Raw genomic sequence first — 16,251 nt, 5'->3', positions numbered from 1 at the left:
CGCTATGACTGCCATCCCCCCACTGCACAGTCCATTACCATCATCGCAACGTGTGTTGTTTGATCCCTTGTCTTACCTGCACCCACGCCGGCTCAGTCTAGCGGCACGCTTACTGCAGCCGGCAAGTGCGCGCGCAGTCGCTAACGAACTGGCGCTGGCGATCTATCAACTCGATGCAAACGATCTGCCCATAACATCGGATTGGCAGCAACGCCTCTGGCTACACCATTGGTGGCGATTGCCACAAACTGCCTATCTACTAGGCTGCCATAGCCAGAAAGCACAACTGGCCCGGCAGGGAGGCTGGCTCCAACTGCCCACATGGGCACGTCATTTTGCGGCCATCAATTTGCCAAGCGCACTGGATCAACCCTCAACCTCCAGTTGCACCCACCTCTCCTTGCTGCATGCCGGTTATAGCCAGCTGCTGGCATGGTCAGAGACCCTGCCGTGCGCACTAGTGCAACGGCTACCGCTGTTATTCACTCCCGAGCTAGACCGGTTGCCTCCGTTACCGGCTCGGGCCGACCCATTGTTACTAACCTTGGCTTTACAACATGCCCAGAGAAATCCCCACCCCCTCCCCCGAGATGTCAGTTGACGGTGTCATCTTTCAGCGTACCGGTTTGCGTCAGGCCGCCCGTGCCGATCGACTGGAAAAGGAGGCTCGTCAACGAGCCTCCACGCTGATCCGTCACGCCGAACAGGAAGCTGAAGTCATACGCCAAGAGGCATTTCGTCAGGGCTATGAAGCCGGCATGCTGACCGCTCTAAGCCACACAGCCAGCTATATGGGCAAGTGGCAAAGTCAGTCCAGCCACTGGTATCAGCAGTTGGAATCTCATAGCCGAGCCCTGCTGAGCGCGGCAGTGGATCACCCAGACACGCTGTTGCTGCTGCTGGATGAGTGGTTGCGTGATCAGCCTCGCCAGCAAGCATCATTACGTCTCTTGCTGCCCCGCTCAGCAAAACCGATGCGTGGCCGCCTAATGGCACTGCTCAACGAACAGTGGGATAACCGGATAGAGATCGACTACCACGATGACCCGCGCTTTATTCTGCGCTGCGGGCAACAAATGGCTGAATTTGCCCCGGCTGATTTTGTCGAACAGGCCAGTCTTCAGCTACGTCACAACCTAAATACTCTACCCGATGAATGTCGCCATCTTTCAGAACAAGCGGTACGCCAGTTGATAGAAACCCTAGAGCAGCAATGCCTGCCACAGACAGATACCAACTCAAGGAGCAACCCATGAGCTCAATAACGGCCGTAGCATATTCCCTCCCCGATCCCTTTCCGACGGATGATCAATTGCAGCCGCTAGCACGGTTGGCAATGCAAGCCTCACAACGTAGCGAAGCCGTGCCACCAGCCACGAGTGGGGTTGACAACATGGATGAATGGCAGGCAATTTTTTTGCAGGAATTAGCCACACTTCCCCCTGTAAACTCCAGTGACGTAGGCGATATCAAAGCCTATGCCGCCGAAGTAGAAAAGTTATTATCTGAATTTCCAGGGATCACCTTGGAACAAAAACTGGCGCTATTACAGGCAGGATTAGCTCAGGTAGAACAAGATAGTGGGGAGTCTGCTGGACTGACTAGCCTTCTGCTAGGATACGTCAATTTACAAACAGAAATGCAGAAATGGATGAGCGAAATCATTATGTCAGGCGGGGAAAGTGAGGAATTCACGGAGTGGTAAGTCACCATCAATAACCGAAGCTCGGCGAACTCAATACTGAATAAATGCAACGGCCATATTAACAATTTCATCCAGAGAATATCGTATATAGCAAAAACCCCGCACAAATTAATGCGCGGGGTTCTTAGAATATGGCGGTGAGGGAGGGATTCGAACCCTCGATACGTTGCCGTATACACACTTTCCAGGCGTGCTCCTTCAGCCTCTCGGACACCTCACCAAATTTTGTGCCGTTGTGATTTCGTGTAGTCATCAGCAGCGGACGGGGCGAAATATACGGAAATCTGGCCAAACGGTCAATAACTTATTTTATTTCTTTGACTTAAGTGGTGAAAAAACACCCCAATCGATGTGAAATCATGCAAAACCTTTGAAAATAACACTATTCTATTTTGTGTGTCTGTTTACATCGATAAAAATTGGGGATAGCACACAACCTCAGCACTATAATGGTTTATTCTGTTACTTTAATTAATCATAACCATATATAGGGGAATGATCGTGCCGAACACCAATGCGTTCACTTTTTATACCCGTTTTAAAGATGATATTCTAGCTGGACAAAAAACAATCACTATCCGTGATGCGGCAGAAGCCAAATTATTACATATCGGGCAGCACCTTGAGGTGTACACAAATCCAGAGCAAGAGCATTTTTGCCAGCTAGAAGTGCTCTCTATTGTACCGATAGATTTCACAGAACTGAATGAAACACATGCGCAGCAAGAAAATATGACACTCCCCGAGCTCAAACAAGTGATTCGTGATATTTACCCTGAACTGCCTTCCCTATATGTTATTCACTTCGCACTGCGCTAACCGCGGCCTAACGTAACGTTCAGCCCTGACTATCAGCCTTAATCGTTTTAAAGCCTACATTTACATAAAAACGTGATCGGCAGGGTTGAATATCCCTCTTTTACTTATTTTGTCTTTTTTGCTGCAATAGCGAACTTTGCGTAAAAGACAGAGTCTGAGTAGGTAAGACGTTATAAAAATGTGCTTAATCTCGATTCATCTTGACACTGCACATTTTTAGTGCATTAAAATAACATCAATATATATCAACAAGTTAAAACCTTTTATTATCCCAAAAATAAATTAAGCTATCAACAAATACTATAAACCTTGAGAGGTTGTTCAATCTTTCGGGGAATTTCTGTTTTTTCATGAAAAAAAAACTTCTAAAGTTCAAAATTTGAGTAATACTTGTTTAGGCTTGAATCTAGATCAAGTATGTGTTTACAGGGAGTCTATAATGAACAAGACCAAATTAATTCTTGGTACCATCGTGTTGAGCTCTACTCTACTGGCTGGTTGTGCGAACACTAGCAAGCTGGAGCAAAGCGTTGCAGATCTGAACACCAAAGTTGACCAACTGGCAACTGACGTAGGTTCTATTCGTACCGACGTTCAAGATGCTAAAGCAGAAGCTACCCGCGCTAACCAGCGTCTGGACAACATGGCTACTCACTACAAAAAGTGATAACTGTGTAATGCTTCCTAAGCAGCACGTCTATCGTGCTGCTTTTTTATTACTGATTATCACATAGATATCAGCGTCATCAGCAAGCCTACCTTTGGCCATAAATATTACATCGCCCCCCTCACAGCCGATAAAGCATTAAGCGTAATACCAAGCACTATTCTATTGAAAAAACACGTTAATATACAATGTGTTACTTAGATCGATAGCTAGAAATATCTCAACACAATTTACTGTTCGAAAGCCAAATCAGAGTGTTACCGCCTATCCCTTCTTTCTATTACTATACTGTTTAGTCTATTCAGTGTAAGAACAAGCTAATACTACATGGAGTCTTGTTCATACATCCGAATCTGCATACTTGAATACATTGAATAATTTATGTATTCATCCTCTCTTTTTTGATTGGCCGAACCTAAGTCTAATGAATAAAAAAAAGATCTCTTTATCATGGCAAATGGGTGTATTTCGCCTAACTCTACTCTTAAGTTTGTATTATGCTGTGGTTCTTAACTACCCTATTTATGTGAAATTTACAGCTATTTTTCAGGCATTGCCTATCGTCAATACCTTCTTTATTATTTCAATACCACTGGTACTTTTGTTTGCCATTAACTTTTTGTTTAATCTATTTAACTGGAAGTTAATCTTTAAGCCTTTTTTTGTTGTTCTTACCCTTATTTCATCTGTTGTATCTTATGCCACCACAAAATATGGTGTAATGTTTACACCCGATATGATTCAAAACATTGTAGAAACTGATGTTAGTGAGGCTTCATCCTACTTAAACTTCTCTTTTGCTATTTGGCTTTTACTTCTTGGCATATTGCCGTCAATACTTATTATCAAAACAAACGTAAAATACCCTGCGCACGGGCTGACATCAGCATTACTGCGTTTAACATCAATGCTAATATCTGTTATCGCATTAATAATTATTGGGTTTTTCTTTTATAAAGATTATGCCTCAGTTGGAAGGAATAATGCCGAGCTAAAAAAATATATTATTCCAAGCTATTATATAGATAGCAGTTATAAATATATTAAAGCACGGTATTTTACAACCTATGAACCCTATAAATTGTTGGGTGCAGATGCCGTTAATACAGCAAAGCCTCACGAAGATAAACCAACACTGTTAGTTTTGGTTGTCGGGGAGACTGCACGTAGCCAAAACTACCAGTTAAATGGTTATTCACAGCCTACAAATCAATATACTCAAAATTTAGGCGTTATCTCATTTCAACATGTCCGATCTTGTGGCACCGCAACAGCAGTCTCAGTGCCCTGTATGTTCTCAACTATGAGTAGAAAGGATTACAGTGAACAGCAAGCACGTAATCAAGATGGCTTACTCGATATATTACAGCATGCCGGTATATCACTATTATGGAAAGATAACGATGGCGGATGCAAAGGTGTATGTGACAGAATTCCGCATGGAATGATTAACCCGACAGCCAATGATCCGCAATGCAATGGTTCAACCTGCTATGATGGCGTATTTTTAGAGACATTTGATCAAGACATTACACAGCTTGAGCGAAAAGGTAAAACCGACAGCGTATTAACCTTCCATCTTATTGGTAGCCACGGGCCAACCTATTATTTACGCTATCCACCATCACACCGCTATTTCACGCCTGATTGTCCACGCAGTGATATTGAAAACTGCAGTAATGAGGAATTGTTAAACACATACAATAATACGATTTTATACACTGACTACGTTCTGTCTGAAATCATTAAAAAGCTCATCCTATTAAGTTCACAATATAATACAGCACTGATCTATTTATCAGACCATGGTGAATCATTAGGTGAGAACGAACTGTATTTACATGGTACACCGTATGAGCTTGCGCCATCAGTACAGACAACCGTCCCGTTAATAACCTGGTTCTCTGATGGATTCCGCAAAGAGAAACTATTAAATATTTCTTGTCTGAAAAAAGAGGCAGCCTCCAATGGAATTTCACAAGATAACTTAATTCACTCTATTTTAGGCATTATGGGCATTAAAACAAAAGAGTATAAGCCTACACTAGATATATTCCATACCTGCAAAACCCCTGCGTAAACCCGATTTTTAATCGGTAAGCCGACAGTTTTCTTTCTGTTGGCTTTTTTTGCCTAGTTGATCACAAAAATATTTGTATGGATATTCACTTACGATATGGATCAAAAAAGATAAAAAAATAGGGTAGATCGCTACTTTCTACTACTCAACAGCCACTATTTAGACTATATATTTTATTATTGAATTTTCATCATCTTACTTTCATAACAGATAACGCCATAACAGGTTAACCTTACTATAATTATGCCATGATGATTGAGACTAAAAGGCCCGACACCTATGCCATTTCAAGACACTCGGTTTATCCCACGAATTTTGTTGGTTGATGATTCCCGTACCACGTTAATGTTGTTGAGTACGATATTGTCAAGTCAGGCAGAAATTATTGTGTCTATGGATGGGCTAACTGCGGTCAATCTGGCCCGCGAAAAACAGCCAGACTTGATTGTTCTCGATATCGAAATGCCGGGTATTTGTGGTTTTGACACCTGCAAAATGCTCAAACAAGATCCTCTGACGCGTGATATTACGGTTATTTTTATCACTAAATACAAAAATCCGGCTGAAGAAATTGAGGCGTTAAAAAGTGGTGCGGTTGATTTCATCACAAAACCGTTCAATGCTACGGTAGTGAAAACACGGGTCAATATTCAGTTAACGTTGAAAAGACAAGCGGATATGTTGCGCCAACAAGTTAACCTTGATGGGTTAACCGAAGTGTATAATCGGCGAGCGCTAAACTGCGATCTGGATAATGAAATTCGCCGCCACGCCCGAACCAACCAACCTTTGGGTCTTGCCCTGCTTGATGTTGACCATTTTAAGCTCTACAACGATTTTTACGGCCATTTAGAGGGCGATCAGTGCCTAAAGCGATTGGCAAATACGCTTAAATCAACAACCCGCCGAGCAGCCGAACGCGTCTATCGGTATGGCGGAGAGGAGTTTGCGGTTGTGCTACCCAATACCAATGAGGCTGAAATTCGCAAATACGGGGATTTTTTATGCCTGAAGGTCAGGCAACAACAGTGGGCACACAATATGTCCCCCGATACCGGCAATATTGTCACTGTCAGCATTGGTGTGGTTTCACTCACGCCTTCTAATGAAACGGCAGAGATAATGTTAAATATGGTGGATAAAGCCCTGTATCAGGCAAAAAAAACCGGAAGAAACCAAATGAAATACTGGCAAGATACGTAAATACGCCTGTACACACACTGCAATGCTCAGTTTTTGACTGCTATCTCACCGAAAGATAATAGCTAGTGTCATAAGAACGATGATGTAAGCTGTGTTATGTAATAAGTGCTTATTGTACCAGCCAATATTTACTGCGTTTTATCAATACTGGCCGCTGAATAAAAAACAATCTAACTGTTTATGTAATGCGCAAATAACACCTAAACTGTTGAATTAGTGCGCAAACGAACAATATCGTCTTTACATCCCCCCCTAACATAGCTATAGTTCTCTCAACCCAAGTGGAGGGGTGGCCGAGCGGTTGAAGGCACCGGTCTTGAAAACCGGCGACGCGAAAGCGTTCGTGAGTTCGAATCTCACCTCCTCCGCCACTTTGGGTTCTAATCCTGCTTAAATCTTTTCTTTGTTAAATCCTTTCGTTTTTATCTTCCAAATAAACGTCTTTTATTTAAAATCCGCTTTTAATCTATTTTTTTATTCTGTCTATAGTCAATTGACATTTTAATATCGTCAATAAATATAACGGCGCACAGCTTGAGAACAGCCATAAAAAACGCACCTCAGTATGCATTGATACCGTAAGGTGCGCAGGTAAAGCTATAAATCATTTTTGAATGGAAATCAGAACAGCTGCGTCACTTCATTACCGTTAACCGACAGCATGCCGTCGTGAATGGTCACCGCAGTATTAAGTTTGCCATCAGCTTGCGTTACCCAGCCTTGACTAGAGAATTGCAGTAACATCAGCAACATCTGTGGCTGCTTCATAAAGACTTTCTCATCAACACTCAGTTGCGCATCAGCAGTCAGTGGTAAAAGCAGTGCATCCCAGTCTATCGGGGTTGCACGATCAGCAGGAAGCTGCATAACACCTTTGCCTTCAAGCGCACCCTCACCAATCTTGGCACTGAGTTTATTGATTGAAAACGTCACGCCTTTTCCCAGTAACTCAAGTAAGACTTTCTGAGCTTGCTCTTCTGTCATCTCCGTTTTACTGGCTGCGCGCTGTAACGCTTGCTTATTCAACCCAGTAACTGTGGTATTGAGCACGACATCACTCACCGAAAAGTGTGTCGGCTTTTGCAGAGCATATTCACCCAATGTAACATCTAAACTAAAATCGAGGTTGTCACCGCTGTTTTTCTGATCAGTGAGCACTTTCATATCACTGACCGACATCTGGCCTTGTGGTGTCTGGCTATTGATAGATTTAATAGCAATATTGTTCGTACCAAACCACAAACCGTCTTTCTGTTGTTGTGAGGCTTGTGCGTCTATCGCCCCTACCGTAAATGTTGTGCCTTCGGTACTGACTAACTCACCACCCTGCCACTGGCTGTTCCATGCTAATGTTGCTTGCTGTGGATTAAACGTGACAGTGCCAGCAGCCGGTTGCAGTGTAATGTGATTACCCGCATCTTTGGCTTCCACCAGCCCTAAAGAGAACTCACTGTTAACAGTGCTGCCCAGTGTATAGGATGAGTGCATGGAAAATGGCAACGGTTTACCGCTGAGCTTTTCAATTTCAGCTACCACACCTTCAGACAGTAGGCGGGTGTCGGCCTGAATGTGTAGTGGCCATAAAGTCACCGCATTGTCAGCAACAATTTCAATCGGCCCGACAGCAGAGGCTTGGTCAGCTTCCATAGCCTGTGGTTCAACCACCCACTTAACATTGATGTTACGGCTGAATAATGTGCGTGATATTTCGGTGATCGTAACGGATTTATTATCCTGCAATTGCGTTTTTACCTGTGCTAATTGCTGATCAAAGGTGTATGCCGTGTAGTATTGAAGACCCCCCGCAACCGCAATTGCAGCCAAACTTAGCCCGATCACGGTTCCCTTTACATTTGCCATTCTGCTCTATCCTCAAGGGTTGCTTAATGTGTTATACCATAGCATGATTTTATCTTGTATTAAGCCTCTGCGTGCGTTTAAGCACGGGCAGTTATCGTGTTTTATCCCGCTTAAAATCTGAAGGAATAACAATAATGACAACGGCATACCAGAATGCTGAAGCGGTATTTACCCGCCTACACCGCTTTGCTCATCTCAACGCGATATGCGGCTGGGATCAACACACCATGATGCCAGATAAGGGAAATACCGCACGCTCTGAAGCGTTGGCCGAGCTAGATGTATTGATGCATGAAACCCTGACAGCCTCTCAGGTTGGCGAATGGCTGACACATGCCGAACAGGAAACACTGAACGATACACAACGAGCAAATTTGCGGGAGATGCGGCGCAATTGGCTTGCTGCCTCAGTATTACCGGCCGAGTTGGTCGAGAAAAAATCATTGGCAGGAGCGCGCTGTGAACACGCATGGCGAACCCAGCGACCGGCCAATGATTGGCACGGTTTTGCCGCTAATTTAAAGGAAGTGGTTAAGCTCTCTCGTGAAGAGGCACAAATTCGAGCCGCCGCCACCGGAAAATCACGATACGATGCACTGCTTGATCTGTATGAGCCGGGCATGACCAGCCAGCAGTTAGACACTATTTTTGGCGATCTGAAACAGTGGCTACCGGCCTTGTTGCAGCAGGTTTTGGTAAAACAGGCTCAGAACCCGATCATTATGCCGCAAGGCCCGTTTAACCCGCAGGCACAGCGTGAAGTCGGTTTAAAAATCATGCAGTTGCTCGGGTTCGATTTTAACGCAGGCCGTGTTGATGTCAGCGCCCACCCATTTTGTGGTGGTGTACCGGAAGATGTTCGGATCACCACCCGCTACACCGAGAGTGATTTTCTACCCGCGCTGATGGGGATTATTCACGAAACCGGCCATGCGCGGTATGAACAAAACTTACCGCGCCATTTACTTGGTCAGCCGGTTGCTCAGGCCCGATCAACGGCGATTCATGAGTCACAAAGCCTGTTGTTTGAGATGCAACTGGCACGCTCTCCGGCATTTTTAAGCCATATATTACCGCAGGTACAACAACAATTTGGCGATCAACCCGCCTTTGTCCGCGATAACTTTCTGGCCCTAAATATGCGGGTAAAACAGGGTTTTATTCGTGTCGATGCCGATGAGGTGAGTTATCCGGCACATGTGATTTTGCGCTACGAAATAGAACGTGCGCTAATCGAAGGGGATATCGAGGTTGACGATATTCCAGCGCTGTGGGATGAAAAAATGCAGGCTTATCTGGGGCTGAGCACAGCCGGTAATTTCAAAGATGGCTGCATGCAGGATATTCACTGGACAGATGGCTCTTTTGGCTACTTTCCAACTTACAGCCTTGGCGCTATGTATGCCGCACAGCTTTTTCATCATGCACACCAAGCCTGCCCTGATCTGGATGCACAAATTGCCAACGGTGACTTGAGTGCACTGTTTGGCTGGCTAAAACAGACTATTTGGCAGCAGGGTAGCCGCTTTACAACTGATGCGCTGATCCAGCAAGCCACCGGTGAAACGCTAAACACAGCCTATTTCCGCCGTCATCTTGAGATGCGCTATTTATAACGGCTTATTACTGCAACAAGTAGCAATAGCGGCAGGGTATGGCCTGTAGCGCCCGTTGATAACAGCCCCTTCAGGGGAGAAATAACCTACCGAGGTTATTTCTCCCCTGCATTTTCCAGCTGAAGATAACTGGCTGACTGGTTACGGCCGTGTGTTTTTGCGTAATACAACGCCTGATCGGCCTGAGCAATCAGGGTATCGGCCGACAAACAAGCTTGATCGGTTGCGGTGATCCCAGCGCTTATCGTCACATATTGTGATGTGGCAGAGTGCGCATGTGGCAACTGTAACGCGCTGATCTGCCCACATAACCACTGCCCATATTCACGCAGCGTCTCTGCGGTTACTGCAGGTAAAATAATCGCAAACTCCTCTCCGCCGTAACGGCAGACCATATCACCGGCCCGCCGGGCACTCTGCTGTAAACAGCGAGCAATGGCTTTTAAGCACTGATCACCGGCTAAATGGCCATAACCATCGTTATAGGCTTTAAAGTGATCAACATCGATCATTACCAAACCTAACGGCTGTTGACTGCGAAAATGGCGCGGTAATTCAATGGCAAGCCGATTATCAAATGCACGGCGGTTATATAATCCAGTCAGCCCGTCAAGATTAACCAATTACCGTAACTGATCTGATAAACGTTTTAATTTCAACTGGGTACTGACACGCGCTCGAATAATTGCTGCATGATAAGGCTTATAAATAAAATCAACAGCACCCACCGCCAACCCCTCAACCTCTTTGTAAGGATCATGCGTACCGGTAACAAAAATAATCGGAATATCCTGTGTTAAAGGGTCTGATTGCAGTTGCTGGCAGACATCAATACCACTTTGTTCAGGCATTTCAATATCCAACAAAATTAGATCAGGAATAGATTCTCTGGCAAATAAGAGTGCCTGCTCACCACTACTGGCATGAATAATTTGCCCGAAACTTTTCAAAATAGAGGCTAACAGCAAACGTGATGCCCGTGAATCATCCACTAAAAGCAACAGAGGTTGCCGCAGTGCTATATCAGAATCCATGATGTTTTTATCCTACACGCCAGTGAATGAGGCCTATTTACTGTTAATGCTTCTTATTTCAGAGATGACCATTTTGCCCAGCAATGCAAAACGGAAAAAATAGAAACGAGCAAACAATGATAACAATCTGTTTTGTTAATGCACTCTTTTTTCATCATACCCATTACAGTATGGCAGCACACAAAATTATACATTGTGTTGCAATTATCGGTGTGATTTCCTGTCACTTTAGCGCTTTACTCTATTAATGATATGAAACGTAACAAATAGATTTGCACGAAGACATACTTTGAACGGCATGAGGAAGAGCCAATACGGGATAACAGTAGACATGAATCCTCTTTATCCCCCAATAAGCTCGGCTTTTTATTATCTTGTGCTAACGTTTATGTTGTATGAATTACACCCTTCATATCAGCGATAATTATTACCGAAATAAGGAGTTATTCATGTGTAAAGTTGCCGTGGTTTATCACAGTGGGTATGGCCACACACAAAAACAGGCCGAAGCGGTATTTGCCGGCCTAAATTCGGTACAAGGGGTTGATGCTGCACTGTATCAAATTGACAGCCAAGGTGATCTACCTGACGATGCGTTCAGCCAGTTAGAAGAGGCCGATGCCATTGTGTTTGGCTCACCTACTTATATGGGAATGGCATCGTGGCAGTTTAAAAAATTCGCTGATGCCAGTTCTCGCCCGTGGTTTACCCAAAAATGGAAAGATAAAATTGCCGCAGGGTTTACCAATTCAGCCACCATGAATGGTGATAAACACTCAACGCTGCACTATTTTTTCACTCTGGCCATGCAACACAGTATGATTTGGGTAGGTACCGGTTTAATGCCTTCTAACACCAAAGCGGCTGAGCGCAATGATATCAACTATATTGGCTCATTTTCTGGTGCAATGGCACAGTCACCGGCAGATGCTAGCCCTGAAGAAGGGCCGTTGCCAGGAGATCTAAAAACAGCCCGCCTGTTTGGTCAGCGTATTGCCGAGGTAACGCTTAAATGGCGTGGTCAGTAAGCGCAAAATTAAATAGCGCATACTAATATTAGGAAAATAAATTACACCTGTGCACTATTTCTTGCACATTCCTGCACAGGTATTTCCAACAATGAAGTTGCTGCGCTCTAAAGTATACTTGTTTACAATATTATGTTTATTATTTGAATAGGTTAAACCATGACTCCCGCCGTTGTTCTGTTGAAAAAACAGCATATCTCGTTTGAATTACACCCCTACGAACATGACCCCGATAACACCCATTTTGGTGAGGAAGCCGCAACACTGCTGGGAATTGACCCTCAGCGTGTCTATAAAACCTTGCTGGTTAGCCTCAATGGGGATGCAAAGAATCTGGCTGTAGCGATTGTACCGGTGGCGGGTATGTTGGATTTAAAAAAAGTAGCCAAAGCGTTGGGGGCAAAAAAAGCGGATATGGCTGATGTTGCTATTGCACAGCGAACTACCGGTTATCTGGTGGGCGGGATCAGCCCGTTGGGCCAGAAAAAACGCCTGCCTACTGTGCTCGACAGCGGTGCAGAGCAGTTTACAACAATTTTAGTTTCCGGCGGAAAACGCGGTTTGGATATTGAACTAGCACCGGAAGATTTACTGCAGGTACTCAGCGGAAAGTCAGCCGATATTGCCAAACTCGATGACTAAATATGCTGGCGGGTAACGGTGATACGCAGAGGTGAAATACAGATACAGGATGCAGATAAATGTGTAAGGCAACGCATTTACGGTGTTACGTTACACACTCATCTGTCTGTTATATCAATAACGCCTGCTGCAATAGATGCTACAAACCACGCTATAATCAGCGATAGCTGCTTGCTCGAACAACAGGATCACCGCGTTGAGCGTGGTCAGAAACAGGTTCAGGTTGCAACTGAAACTGGCTCATTGGCTCGCGGCCTTGTTGATGCAGATTCATACTCAAAGAGGCAAACGCTGCAACAGGAAGCGCCACCAGCATCAGGGCAATAAGTGAATCCTTCATTAAGCATTCCTTTTATTGTGAACGATGATTAACGCCTGCACGTGCCGTTAACACGGCAGAACGGATCATAACCGGCTAAAATTAATAGGTAAAAACTATTAAATTAACAGGTATGCTCTATTTTATTAAATTTCGATGCACTGGCATAGTACTAAGAATAGATCATAGTAGTAAGAGTCGATTTTGACCCTATTTTTAGTCAGTGTATTCTCTGGCTTAGAGTCAGTTATTACTTGTTCATTAAAACGTTACGTTGGTGTGGCTCATCCTAGTCACAAACAGGAGTGTGTATGTTTGTAGTGATTTTTGGTCGTCCTGGTTGCCCTTACTGTGTCCGCGCAAAAGAGTTGGCTGAGAAATTGAGCGCAGAACGTGACGATTTCCGCTTCCGTTACATTGATATCCATGCCGAAGGGATCTCAAAAGAAGATCTGGAAAAAACAGTCGGTAAGCCTGTTGCTACTGTTCCACAGATTTTTATCGATCAGGAGCATATCGGCGGCTGCACTGATTTTGAAGCGTACGCAAAAGAGCATTTGAGCCTGTATAGCGAATAAATTTCCAAGGTCTTTTCATGTTATGTCGCTTTACGCTATGTGTCGTTATGCCATGTACCATGTAAACGCGTTACAGACATAAATAGCCGGTGTATTTTTTAATACATAAAAAAGCTAAGAACCGCATACGAACAAGAGAAGCCAGACGTTGCATGCTGCGCTTCTCTTTTTTATCCATGATAAACCTTATTGATAATGAGCCAAATATTACAGCTCAAAATACGCTATGCAACACATCGCTATTGCCTTTAACTAATGCCCATGGCTGTGGTGTTGCTGACGCATACGCAGTTTATAGTATTGTAAAATACGGGAACCAAAGATATAGAGCAGTGTACCCAGCCCGCACCAAAAGGCTGCGCCCAAAAAGTACACCACCAGATCAACAAAACGCTCATACGAAGAGAGTGCCGCCAAGCGAATCACAATACACACCGGCAGTGCCAGCAGTGTACCTAGTAGCGCATGCAACAAGCCTTCACGACGTGAAAGATATGCCGACACCACGCCGGGGATCATAAAAAATAGTAACCCCGTATGCCCTGATGTTTGTTTCAGCGGATATGGCAAACCCTGAAAGAAAAAAATAATACAAAACAGTGCGCCGCCAATAATGGCAATATTCCAATTCCATTTTTGCATTCGTCGACTCCTTTCGACATTTACCCAGCTAATCAGTGTCTATAAAAAATCAGCGTATCTAATTAGAAAACCATTAAATCGGGTGATACATCAAGACTTATAGCCAAATAAGTAGGAAATCCAAAAAAGTTAGATGTAAAATACGGTGTGTGCATAATGTTTATCATTACATTGAAATTATATTGTCAAATAATCTCATCATTTTTAAAACATTACGTTTACATTTAAATGGGTACATGTCTTCTCTTGTATCAGCAAATATATCACTGTTTGCTGATATGTATTTCTCCACTTAATTTGGCCACAGAATCAACATTGTGAATATCGACGTATCAGCATTGCTCAATGGAAATGACATACTGCTTTTGTTTGTCGTACTCGCTCTCGGACTATGTCTGGGCAAGCTACGTTTTGGATCGATCCAACTGGGTAACTCTATCGGGGTGCTCGTTGTCTCCTTACTGCTCGGACAGATGCATTTTACGCTGAATGCCGAAGCCCTCAGTCTGGGTTTTATGTTGTTCATTTTCTGCGTGGGCATTGAAGCTGGGCCAAACTTTTTTGCGATTTTCTTTCGCGACGGTAAAAACTATCTGCTATTGGCGCTGGTATTGGTCATCAGTGCGCTTTGTATTGCCTTTAGCTTAGGACGGTGGCTCGGGTGGGATATCGGATTAACCGCCGGTTTGCTGGCCGGTTCGATGACCTCAACACCGGTACTGGTTGGTGCACGGGAATCACTGCTCAGTGGTTCACACAATATCACCAACCCTGAGTTAGTGCAGACGGCTCTGAGTAATTTAAGTTTGGGTTATGCGCTAACTTATCTGGTGGGTTTGGTCAGTTTGATCCTTGCTGCGCGTTATCTGCCTAAATTACAGCGACAGGATTTGGTGACCAGTGCGCAAGAGATTGCCCGCGAACGCGGTTTAGACCCAGACAGCCAGCGTAAAGTGTACCTGCCGATTATCCGAGCCTACCGTGTTGGCCCAGAACTGGTCGAATGGAGTGGCGGTAAAAACTTACGCGAGTTAGGTATTTATCGCCAAACCGGTTGCTATATCGAACGTATCCGCCGCAACGGTATTCTAGCCAGCCCCGACGGTGATGCAGTATTACAAATTGGTGATGAGATAGCACTCGTGGGTTATCCTGACAGCCATGCCCGTCTTAACCCCAGCTTTCGTGAGGGGAAAGAGGTATTTGACCGTGATCTGCTTGATCTGCGGGTGGTTACTGAAGAGATTGTGGTAAAAAATGACAGCGTCGTCGGCAAGCGCCTTTCGCACCTGCGCCTGACCGATCAGGGCTGCTTTTTGAACCGTATCGTTCGCAGCCAAATTGAGATGCCCATTGACGACACTATCGTGCTCAATAAAGGTGATGTGCTGCATGTCAGCGGTGATGCCAGACGGGTACGCGGCTTAGCCGATCGCGTCGGGTTTATCTCAATTCATAGCCAAGTGGCCGATCTGCTGGCATTTTGCAGCTTCTTTATCATTGGCCTGATGGTCGGCCAAGTCACCTTCCAGTTTAGCCAGTTCAGCTTCAGTTTTGGTAATGCTGCCGGTTTGCTGTTTTCCGGTATTATGCTCGGCTTTTTACGCGCCAACCACCCTACCTTCGGTTATGTGCCGCAAGGCGCGCTGACCATGACCAAAGAGTTTGGCCTGATGGTTTTTATGGTCGGGGTCGGCTTAAGTGCCGGTAGCGGGCTAAATAATGAAGTAGATAATATCGGGTTGCAGATGATCTTTGGCGGCTTGCTGGTCAGTCTCGGGCCGGTCATTATCGCCTACTTGTTTGGCGCGTATATCCTGAAAATGAACCGTGCCATGCTGTTTGGTGCAATCATGGGTGCACGTACACTAGCACCGGCCATGGAAGTGATTAACTCACTCTCTCGCAGTAATATTCCGGCGCTAGGTTATGCCGGTACGTATGCAATTGCCAACGTATTGCTGACACTAGCAGGTTCACTGATTGTGGTCTTTTGGCACTGATATTTAAGATATTAAGATTAACGTCAGATAGAAAAGCCCATCTTTCGATGGGCTT

Annotated in this window: 17 protein-coding genes and 2 tRNA genes; 13 read left to right on the top strand and 6 right to left on the bottom strand. The window is 44.7% G+C overall.

Going from position 1 to position 16,251, the window contains the following annotated elements:
- Positions 1-4: 4 nt before the first annotated feature.
- From AC1HDJ_RS07040 to AC1HDJ_RS07030, 3 genes are read left to right on the top strand one after another with little or no spacing between them, the layout of a single operon-like run.
- Positions 5-601 (top strand): type III secretion apparatus protein OrgA/MxiK, encoded by a 597-nt coding sequence (locus AC1HDJ_RS07040; RefSeq protein WP_479534547.1) that lies wholly within the window; start codon positions 5-7, stop codon positions 599-601.
- Positions 558-1,256, top strand: a complete 699-nt coding sequence (locus AC1HDJ_RS07035; RefSeq protein ID WP_479534545.1) for a type III secretion system linker protein OrgB — start codon at positions 558-560, stop codon at positions 1,254-1,256. The genes AC1HDJ_RS07040 and AC1HDJ_RS07035 overlap by 44 nt, the downstream gene beginning before the upstream one ends.
- Positions 1,253-1,705 (top strand): hypothetical protein, encoded by a 453-nt coding sequence (locus tag AC1HDJ_RS07030; RefSeq protein ID WP_479534543.1) that lies wholly within the window; start codon positions 1,253-1,255, stop codon positions 1,703-1,705. Before AC1HDJ_RS07035 ends, AC1HDJ_RS07030 begins: the two co-directional genes overlap by 4 nt.
- A gap of 132 nt (positions 1,706-1,837) precedes the next feature.
- On the opposite strand, the gene AC1HDJ_RS07025 is transcribed toward AC1HDJ_RS07030, so the two are convergent.
- A tRNA-Ser gene (locus tag AC1HDJ_RS07025) sits at positions 1,838-1,925 on the bottom strand.
- Positions 1,926-2,206: 281 nt separating this feature from the next.
- Here AC1HDJ_RS07025 and yqfB point away from each other — a divergent pair.
- The 5 genes from yqfB (at position 2,207) to AC1HDJ_RS07000 (ending at position 6,845) form a co-directional block, all read left to right on the top strand.
- On the top strand, positions 2,207-2,524 hold the full coding sequence (gene yqfB, locus AC1HDJ_RS07020; RefSeq protein ID WP_479534540.1) for a N(4)-acetylcytidine aminohydrolase: 318 nt from the start codon (positions 2,207-2,209) through the stop codon (positions 2,522-2,524).
- Between the two features lie 439 nt (positions 2,525-2,963).
- Positions 2,964-3,191, top strand: a complete 228-nt coding sequence (locus tag AC1HDJ_RS07015) for an LPP leucine zipper domain-containing protein (protein WP_479534538.1) — start codon at positions 2,964-2,966, stop codon at positions 3,189-3,191.
- 424 nt (positions 3,192-3,615) lie between these two features.
- Positions 3,616-5,271, top strand: coding sequence for a phosphoethanolamine transferase (locus tag AC1HDJ_RS07010; RefSeq protein ID WP_479534536.1), 1,656 nt, complete (start codon positions 3,616-3,618; stop codon positions 5,269-5,271).
- 279 nt (positions 5,272-5,550) lie between these two features.
- The gene (locus AC1HDJ_RS07005) at positions 5,551-6,474 is read left to right on the top strand and encodes a GGDEF domain-containing response regulator (RefSeq protein ID WP_479534533.1); all 924 of its coding nucleotides are present in this window, start codon (positions 5,551-5,553) and stop codon (positions 6,472-6,474) included.
- Positions 6,475-6,757: 283 nt separating this feature from the next.
- Positions 6,758-6,845: transfer RNA gene (locus AC1HDJ_RS07000), tRNA-Ser, on the top strand.
- 250 nt (positions 6,846-7,095) lie between these two features.
- Here the strand turns inward: AC1HDJ_RS07000 and AC1HDJ_RS06995 are convergent.
- A complete protein-coding gene (locus tag AC1HDJ_RS06995) occupies positions 7,096-8,334 on the bottom strand; it encodes a DUF945 family protein (RefSeq protein ID WP_479534531.1) in 1,239 nt (412 codons plus the stop codon).
- 134 nt (positions 8,335-8,468) lie between these two features.
- On the opposite strand from AC1HDJ_RS06995, the gene AC1HDJ_RS06990 reads away from it, so the two are divergent.
- A complete protein-coding gene (locus AC1HDJ_RS06990; RefSeq protein ID WP_479534529.1) occupies positions 8,469-9,950 on the top strand; it encodes a carboxypeptidase M32 in 1,482 nt (493 codons plus the stop codon).
- Positions 9,951-10,045: 95 nt separating this feature from the next.
- Here AC1HDJ_RS06990 and AC1HDJ_RS06985 read toward each other — a convergent pair whose 3' ends face one another.
- On the bottom strand, positions 10,046-10,573 hold the full coding sequence (locus AC1HDJ_RS06985; RefSeq protein ID WP_479534527.1) for a GGDEF domain-containing protein: 528 nt from the start codon (positions 10,571-10,573) through the stop codon (positions 10,046-10,048).
- Complete coding sequence (locus AC1HDJ_RS06980) at positions 10,574-10,984, bottom strand: response regulator (RefSeq protein ID WP_479534525.1); 411 nt, start codon at positions 10,982-10,984, stop codon at positions 10,574-10,576. It abuts the gene before it with no gap.
- A gap of 449 nt (positions 10,985-11,433) precedes the next feature.
- Here AC1HDJ_RS06980 and AC1HDJ_RS06975 point away from each other — a divergent pair, with 449 nt between their 5' ends.
- Positions 11,434-12,012: a flavodoxin family protein gene (locus AC1HDJ_RS06975; protein WP_479534523.1), complete on the top strand. Its 579-nt coding sequence runs from the start codon at positions 11,434-11,436 to the stop codon at positions 12,010-12,012.
- A gap of 159 nt (positions 12,013-12,171) precedes the next feature.
- On the top strand, positions 12,172-12,654 hold the full coding sequence (gene ybaK / locus AC1HDJ_RS06970) for a Cys-tRNA(Pro)/Cys-tRNA(Cys) deacylase YbaK (RefSeq protein ID WP_479534521.1): 483 nt from the start codon (positions 12,172-12,174) through the stop codon (positions 12,652-12,654).
- 157 nt (positions 12,655-12,811) lie between these two features.
- On the opposite strand, the gene AC1HDJ_RS06965 is transcribed toward ybaK, so the two are convergent.
- Positions 12,812-12,994 carry a hypothetical protein gene (locus tag AC1HDJ_RS06965; RefSeq protein ID WP_479534519.1) on the bottom strand — a complete coding sequence of 61 codons (183 nt, stop codon included), beginning with the start codon at positions 12,992-12,994 and terminating at the stop codon, positions 12,812-12,814.
- Positions 12,995-13,284: 290 nt separating this feature from the next.
- Between AC1HDJ_RS06965 and AC1HDJ_RS06960 the strand changes: the two genes are divergently transcribed.
- Positions 13,285-13,551 (top strand): GrxA family glutaredoxin, encoded by a 267-nt coding sequence (locus tag AC1HDJ_RS06960; RefSeq protein ID WP_438623916.1) that lies wholly within the window; start codon positions 13,285-13,287, stop codon positions 13,549-13,551.
- A 252-nt stretch (positions 13,552-13,803) separates the two neighbouring features.
- Here AC1HDJ_RS06960 and ybjM read toward each other — a convergent pair whose 3' ends face one another.
- A complete protein-coding gene (gene ybjM, locus AC1HDJ_RS06955) occupies positions 13,804-14,193 on the bottom strand; it encodes an inner membrane protein YbjM (RefSeq protein ID WP_479534517.1) in 390 nt (129 codons plus the stop codon).
- 317 nt (positions 14,194-14,510) lie between these two features.
- Here ybjM and AC1HDJ_RS06950 point away from each other — a divergent pair, with 317 nt between their 5' ends.
- The gene (locus tag AC1HDJ_RS06950) at positions 14,511-16,196 is read left to right on the top strand and encodes an aspartate:alanine antiporter (RefSeq protein WP_479534515.1); all 1,686 of its coding nucleotides are present in this window, start codon (positions 14,511-14,513) and stop codon (positions 16,194-16,196) included.
- The last annotated feature ends 55 nt before the right edge of the window (positions 16,197-16,251 follow it).

Source organism: Plesiomonas sp. ISS29, from assembly GCF_056522795.1.
The sequence above is the reverse complement of the archived record's forward strand: the minus strand, read 5'-3'. Positions and strand labels throughout refer to the sequence as shown.